The organism is Mycolicibacter senuensis, assembly GCF_003284925.1.
Classification (GTDB): domain Bacteria; phylum Actinomycetota; class Actinomycetes; order Mycobacteriales; family Mycobacteriaceae; genus Mycobacterium; species Mycobacterium algericum_A.
Genome location: NZ_QMEX01000190.1, coordinates 1 through 5,842 on the forward strand (window position 1 = coordinate 1; position 5,842 = coordinate 5,842).

Genomic DNA, 5,842 nt, shown 5'->3' on the forward strand with positions numbered 1-5,842 from the left:
AGGTGTAGCCCTCCGAGCACAGGATCGCGGTCACCGCGGCGCTGCGCGCCGAGCGCACCACCGCGGCCAGCGGCCGCACGGCGTCGACCGCGCTCAGTACCGCGCTCGAGGAGTGCGCGGTGGCGGTGAGCAGATCGGCGCTGACGGTGATGATCGCCTCGACATGGGCGGCGCTTTGCAGCACCCGCACCGCGCGCGTCGGCGCGTGATCTGGAACGCGGTGCAGCGCAGCGGCTTCCAGCATCTGTTCGACCCGGAGGCGGGGGTCTTCGACGCCGTAGTCGGCCCAGCGCGAACCGGTCGACCCCAACGCCTCGGCGGCCGTTCGGACCGCCGACCGCAACGCATACTCGGCCTCGCCGAGCTCGTGGTGCTCAGGCACCGGTATCCCGGTCAGCGGGTAGGCGGTCCAGGACAGTTCGGTCACGGGTTCGCCGGGGGAGTCGCCGTCTTCGATGTAGAGCGGCACCAGTCCGACCGCAGTTGCGGAATCCGGGCCTCCGATCAGCACTCCCTCGCCGGCGACCACAGCCTCACGGGCGAACACGGTTCCGACCGGCAGCCCGCGCACGTCGCCGGGGACCGGAAACACCGGCTGGATGGCCGACCCGGCCGCCGGGGCGGCGGCCCCGCGCACCAGCTGCAGCAAGGAGACCGCGCCTGCCTCGTGCCCGCCGGACCAGGCCCACCCGGATTCACCGATGCTGATCGCGTCATAAGCGGCCACCGATTGCACTGGCGCCCAAGCCGATAGTGCGTCCAACAGATCGTCGGGCGCCGCCTGGCCGGCCAGCCAGGCGTTGGCCCACACCGATAGCGAGACACTCGGGCACCACATGATGCAAGGCAGTGTAATTGCCGGAACCGGCTGCCCCGGTCCGCACGGCCACGAGTGATTCTCAAGCTATCCTGGCCGCATGTCGGCTGCGCTGGTCTGGTTGGTCTTCGCACTCGGACTCGCCGGTGCCGAGGCGCTCACCGGCGACATGTTCCTGCTGATGCTGTCCGGCGGGGCACTGTCGGCGGCCGGCGCCAGCTGGTTGACGGGCTGGCCGCTGTGGACCGACGGCGCGGTCTTCCTGGTGGTCTCGGTGCTGCTGCTGGTGCTGGTGCGCCCCGCCTTGCGGCGGCGACTGTGGGCCGGTGCGGGCGCTGAAACCGGGGTGCGGGCCCTGCAGGGCAGGACCGCGCTGGTGCTCGACCGCGTCGAACAACACGGCGGCCAGGTGAAGCTCGACGGTGAGGTGTGGACGGCGCGCCCGCTGACCGACGGCGAGGTCTTCGAGCCGGGCGAGCAGGTCACCGTGATGCACATCGACGGGGCCACCGCGGTGGTCAGCAAGGTCTTGTAGAGAAAGGGGAGTGCTCATGGAAGGCGCTACGACCGGCCTGGTGTTGCTGGCGGTACTGGTGATCTTCGCGGCGATCGTGGTCGCCAAATCGGTGGCGCTGATTCCCCAGGCGGAGGCGGCGGTGATCGAACGCCTGGGCCGCTACAGCCGCACGGTCAGCGGCCAGTTGACCCTGCTGGTGCCGTTCATCGATCGGGTGCGCGCCCGTATCGACCTGCGTGAGCGGGTGGTGTCGTTCCCCCCGCAGCCGGTGATCACCGAGGACAACCTGACGCTGAACATCGACACCGTCGTCTACTTCCAGGTCACCAACCCCAAGGCTGCGGTGTATGAGATCAGCAACTACATCGTCGGCGTCGAGCAGTTGACCACCACCACGCTGCGCAACGTCGTCGGCGGGATGACGCTGGAACAGACGCTGACCTCGCGTGAGGTGATCAACAGCCAGCTGCGCGGCGTGCTCGACGAGGCGACCGGCCGCTGGGGACTGCGGGTGGCCCGGGTGGAGCTCCGCAGCATCGATCCGCCGCCCTCGATCCAGGCATCGATGGAGAAGCAGATGAAGGCGGATCGGGAGAAGCGAGCGATGATCCTCACCGCCGAGGGGCAGCGGGAAGCCGCGATCAAGCAGGCCGAGGGGGAGAAGCAAGCCGAGATCCTCACCGCCGAGGGCGCCAAACAGGCGTCGATCCTGGCCGCCGAGGGCGAGCGGCAATCCCGGATGCTGCGGGCGCAGGGCGAGCGGGCCGCGGCCTACCTGCAAGCGCAGGGCCAGGCCAAGGCCATCGAGAAGACCTTCGCGGCGATCAAGGCCGGCCGGCCCACGCCCGAGCTACTGGCCTACCAGTACCTGCAGGTGCTGCCGGAGATGGCCCGCGGTGAGGCCAACAAGGTCTGGGTGGTGCCGAGCGACTTCGGCAGCGCGTTGCAGGGTTTTACCAAGCTGCTGGGAGCACCGGACGAGGACGGCGTCTTCCGCTACCAGCCGTCGCCGGTCGACGACGCCCCGGCGCGTCCGGAAGATGACAGCGAAGAGGTCGCCGACTGGTTCACCACCCAGACCGACCCGGCGATCGCACAGGCGGTCGCCAAGGCCGAGGCCGATGCGCGCAAGCCGGTGGAGGGCGCGATACTGCCGCCCGAGCTCGATCCCGGCATGGCGTGAGCGCGCTGACCGCCAGGCCCACCTACGCGGCGCTGGCCGCGTTCCTGGCGGGCGATGCGGTGGCATCGGCGATCCCGGTGCCCTATGTCGCCAAGAACATGGCCGCCATGCGCATCCCGCCCGAGGCCCGCTGGGCCGTTCCGGTGGCCAAGGCCGCCGCCGCGCTGGGACTGGGATCGGTGTTCCGCTTCCCGGGTGTCGCCCGCGCCACCACCGCCATGCTGACGGCGTATTTCGCCGGGGCGCTCGGCATCCAGCTGCGGGTACGCAATCGCGCGGCCAACATCGTTCCAGCGGTGCTGCTGCTGGCCGTGTTCGCCGTCATGACGGTGCAGGGCCCGCACACCGCGGCCAGCGGCGTACGGGCCCTGGAGTCGTAACCTGTCGTCAACCCCTGCGGGCCGCGGTGTGTTCGTGGCGGTGGGCGGTGTGCTCGTCGAGGCTGGTGGCCTTGTAGGCGTAGGCGGCCACCACCGCGCCGAGCACCTGGGCCAGCAGGTAGACCCAGAGGAACTTCCAGGCGAAGACGCCCGACAGCATCAGCCCGAAGGTGATGGCCGGGTTGAACGCGGCGCCGGAGATGGCGCCGACCGCCACCACCCCGACCGTCACGATGAACCCGATCGCCAGACCGTAGAAGCTATTGCCGGCGCTGTCTTTGCTGGTTGCGGTATGCAACACCACGTAGCAGAGCGCGAAGGTGAACACCAATTCGGCCAGGAATGCCGACCAGACGGCCCCGCTCAGATCAAGGGTGCCGGTGGAGTACTTGTCGTGCCACAGCCCGAAACCCACTCCGAATGCGGCGAGGGCGCCGACCAACTGGGCGACGATGTAGGGCCCGAGATCGCCCAATGGCAGCGCGCCCCGCAAATAGGCCGCGATCGACACCGCCGGGTTCAGGTGGCCTCCCGATATATGCCCACTGGCGTACACCATCACCATCAGCACAGCACCGATGCCCAGCGCGGTGGCGGCGAGGCATTCGGATCCGCCCAGCACGATGCCGATCACCGCGAACATGAAAACGAACGTGCCGATCATTTCGGTCAAATACTTGCGCACCGCGGCGTTCCGATCAGCCATTGATCCGGTCCCTTCGATCCGTCGAGCACCCCTCGAATTCGTGCCGTACCGGCACCTGACACCAACGAATACTTTAACGGGGTTTTACACATTTTCTCGCTGTGCGCATGCCCTTTTACACCGATTTGTTGCCGGATTGGGGAGGCCTTCGTGTTATTTGCCAGGACGCGTCGTGCCGGGTCACCGGTCCAGCCGCAACTCGACCATCGGCAGCGCCGTGTCGGTCGCGCTGACCGGGGTGCCCAACGTCCGTTCGAGCACCGCGCTGAACTGCTCCCAGGTGCGGGGGTGTCGCCGGATGTAGTCGCCCAGCACCCGGTCCGCCTCGCGCTGATCCAATACCCGCGCGGTCGCCGGCGCGGGCGCCCGGCCGCCGGCGTAGACCCGTACCCGCGGGTCGGCGGTGACGTTGCGGAACCACTGGGCCCGGTCCCCGAAACCCGAGGCGACGATGTAGCGGTCGGCGGGGTTGCCGCGGGCTTCGAGTACCTCCAGCACGACGTGGCGGCGCGCACCGGTGTGGCGCCCGATGTGCTCGAGCATCAGCAGCCGGTCCCCGAGCAGGCCGCCGAGGCGTGCCCGATACAGCCAGATCGGCGCCCGCGTCAGCCGCCTTGATCGCAGTAGTCGGCTGGCGGCCTCGGCGAGGATGGACATGTTCAGCACGTCACTGCCGGCTCGGCGGCCTTGGCGGTGGCGCTGGTATCGCATGCGCTCCGGTGGCGGCGGTGGCTGCGCACTTCATACACCAGCAGCGCCACCCCGACCGCGGCCGTGCACGCCGACACGGCGAACAGCTGCGGGCTCACATCGCCGGTGAGGGCGTCGCCCAGCACCACCACCGCGGCGGTGCCCGGTAGCAACCCGATCAGGGTGGCCACCGTGTACGGCAGCAATCGCACCGCCGACGCGCCGGCGGCATAGTTGATCACCGAGAACGGGATCGCCGGAATCAACCGCAGCGACACCACCGCCGGCCAGCCGCGCTCACGCAGCCGGGCGTCCAGCGAGTGCATCCGTGGATGACGCACCACCCGGCTCAGCTGCCAACCGAACACCCGCATCAAGATCAGCGCCGTCACGGCGCTCAGCGCGCTGGCCGACACCGCCAGCACGATGCCCAGCCAGGGCCCGAACAGCAGGCCGGCGGCGAGCGTGAAGGCGGTACGGGGGAACGGAAGCACCGTGACCACGGTGTGCGCGGTCAGAAACGCCAGCGGAAACCACGGGCCGAGCGGCTGCGCCCAATCCCGCAACTGCACGGCGGTGGGCACCGGGACCAGCAGTGCCACCGCGACCAGGGTCACGATCACGGCCGTGGTCAACGCCAATCGCCACACCGCCACCTGACGGGCGATGGTCACCAGTGCCGGCCAGGCGCTGCGCAGTGCCTGCGGGATTCCGGTCGCGGCGGTCTTCACGGCCCTCAGGGTACGGGCCGATGGTTAACGAATTGCGTCGCACGACCGGAGTTTTGGCGTCCGGCGCACCTCCGCAGCACCCGTCGAGCACCATCATTTAGCCTGGTTAACACGTGCCGAGTAGCGATCCATCAGTTACTCACGAGTAATAACAGGAGTCGCCGGTGTCCATCGACGTGTCCGCAGAACCCGCCGGCATGGAGGCAGCCCGGGCCCGCTGGCGTGCCGCCGTGGCCGGGGTGCTGGCCAAGAGCTTGCGCCGCGAACCGGCCGATATCGACGCCGAGACCGGCGGCGAGCCCGAGCGGCTGTTGGACACCCCGGTAGGGGGCCCGGACGGCTTCGCGATCCGGGCGCTCTACACCGGCTTCGATGCGCTGCCGGAGCAGCCGCTGCCCGGCCGGTGGCCCTACGTGCGTGGCGCCGACGCGCTGCGCGACGTCAACAGCGGCTGGAAGGTCGCCGAGCGCTTCCCCGGCAACGGGCCGGCGACGGGAGCCGACGTCAACGGCGTGGTGCTGGCCGCCCTGACCGAAGGGGTCAGCGCGCTGGTGGTGCGGGTCGGCGAGGGCGGCGTTGCGGCCGATGAGCTGCGGCGGGTCTTCGACGACGTCTACCTGCAGTTGGTCCCGGTGCTCCTCGATGGAGTCGGAGCCGGTGACTACACCGCCGCGGCCGAGACCATGCTGGCGCTGGTCGACGGTCTGGACCCGGACAACCGTGCCAACCTGTCGCTGGATCTGGGCGCGGACCCGCTGATCGCCGCCCTGACCGGCGTGCCGGCTCCGGCGATGGACGAGGTGGTCGCCGTGGCGGCG

General features: G+C 69.6%; 7 protein-coding genes and 1 pseudogene. 4 read left to right on the forward strand and 4 right to left on the reverse strand.

All coding sequences use genetic code 11. From position 1 onward, the window contains the following. A partial coding sequence (locus DQP56_RS22160) for an Rv1486c family protein (protein ID WP_165825110.1) occupies positions 1 to 838 on the reverse strand: 838 nt, incomplete at its 3' end. 79 nt (positions 839 to 917) lie between these two features. Between DQP56_RS22160 and DQP56_RS22165 the strand changes: the two genes are divergently transcribed. From DQP56_RS22165 to DQP56_RS22175, 3 genes are read left to right on the forward strand one after another with little or no spacing between them, the layout of a single operon-like run. Beyond that, positions 918 to 1,352: an NfeD family protein gene (locus DQP56_RS22165; RefSeq protein WP_083039495.1), complete on the forward strand. Its 435-nt coding sequence runs from the start codon at positions 918 to 920 to the stop codon at positions 1,350 to 1,352. Positions 1,353 to 1,368: 16 nt separating this feature from the next. After that, entirely contained in the window at positions 1,369 to 2,517 is a 1,149-nt protein-coding gene (locus DQP56_RS22170; protein WP_112689104.1) for an SPFH domain-containing protein, read from the forward strand. After that, on the forward strand, positions 2,514 to 2,897 hold the full coding sequence (locus DQP56_RS22175) for a DoxX family protein (protein ID WP_112689106.1): 384 nt from the start codon (positions 2,514 to 2,516) through the stop codon (positions 2,895 to 2,897). Before DQP56_RS22170 ends, DQP56_RS22175 begins: the two co-directional genes overlap by 4 nt. A gap of 7 nt (positions 2,898 to 2,904) precedes the next feature. Here DQP56_RS22175 and DQP56_RS22180 read toward each other — a convergent pair whose 3' ends face one another. The 3 genes from DQP56_RS22180 to DQP56_RS22190 form a co-directional block, all read right to left on the reverse strand. Next, positions 2,905 to 3,603, reverse strand: a complete 699-nt coding sequence (locus DQP56_RS22180; protein WP_112689108.1) for an aquaporin — start codon at positions 3,601 to 3,603, stop codon at positions 2,905 to 2,907. Between the two features lie 180 nt (positions 3,604 to 3,783). Then, on the reverse strand, positions 3,784 to 4,260 hold the full coding sequence (locus DQP56_RS22185) for a nitroreductase family deazaflavin-dependent oxidoreductase (RefSeq protein ID WP_112689114.1): 477 nt from the start codon (positions 4,258 to 4,260) through the stop codon (positions 3,784 to 3,786). Between the two features lie 2 nt (positions 4,261 to 4,262). Further along, positions 4,263 to 5,024 carry a TVP38/TMEM64 family protein gene (locus DQP56_RS22190; protein WP_112689110.1) on the reverse strand — a complete coding sequence of 254 codons (762 nt, stop codon included), beginning with the start codon at positions 5,022 to 5,024 and terminating at the stop codon, positions 4,263 to 4,265. Between the two features lie 164 nt (positions 5,025 to 5,188). Here DQP56_RS22190 and DQP56_RS22195 point away from each other — a divergent pair. Next, positions 5,189 to 5,842, forward strand: a pseudogene (locus tag DQP56_RS22195) (methylmalonyl-CoA mutase family protein); the annotation flags it as partial.

What these genes read in the sequence shown, in the direction of transcription:
- DQP56_RS22165 (WP_083039495.1), top strand. Translation starts at nt 918, where the DNA reads ATGTCGGCTGCGCTGGTCTGGTTGGTCTTCGCACTCGGACTCGCCGGT.
- DQP56_RS22170 (WP_112689104.1), top strand. Translation starts at nt 1,369, where the DNA reads ATGGAAGGCGCTACGACCGGCCTGGTGTTGCTGGCGGTACTGGTGATC.
- DQP56_RS22180 (WP_112689108.1), bottom strand. Translation starts at nt 3,603, where the DNA reads ATGGCTGATCGGAACGCCGCGGTGCGCAAGTATTTGACCGAAATGATC.
- DQP56_RS22185 (WP_112689114.1), bottom strand. Translation starts at nt 4,260, where the DNA reads ATGTCCATCCTCGCCGAGGCCGCCAGCCGACTACTGCGATCAAGGCGG.